The 229-nt window shown below is 51.1% G+C and carries 1 pseudogene; it reads left to right on the top strand.

What is annotated here, in order from left to right:
• A pseudogene (locus FDX22_RS24615) lies at positions 1-197 on the top strand (ABC transporter permease); the annotation flags it as partial.
• Between the last annotated feature and the right edge of the window lie 32 nt (positions 198-229).

Here is a 229-nt window from a genome sequence, read left to right as displayed (position 1 = left end):
AAATCATCGTGACAACGTTCACCGCCGGACATGAAAGAACACTTCCGCTGTGGCTGCTCAATCAACTGGGTCGCCCACGAGATGTGCCTGTTACCAACGTTGTGGCATTGCTGGTAATGCTGGTAACAACACTGCCAATTTTAGGGGCCTGGTGGCTAACGCGTGAAGGCGACACCGTCGCCGGAAACGGTAAATAAACGACGATATGGGAAATTGCTATGCAACATCA

Source organism: Citrobacter sp. TBCS-14 (assembly GCF_005280805.1).
In the GTDB taxonomy this organism is placed as follows: Bacteria; Pseudomonadota; Gammaproteobacteria; order Enterobacterales; family Enterobacteriaceae; genus Citrobacter; species Citrobacter gillenii.
The sequence above is the reverse complement of the archived record's forward strand: the minus strand, read 5'-3'. Positions and strand labels throughout refer to the sequence as shown.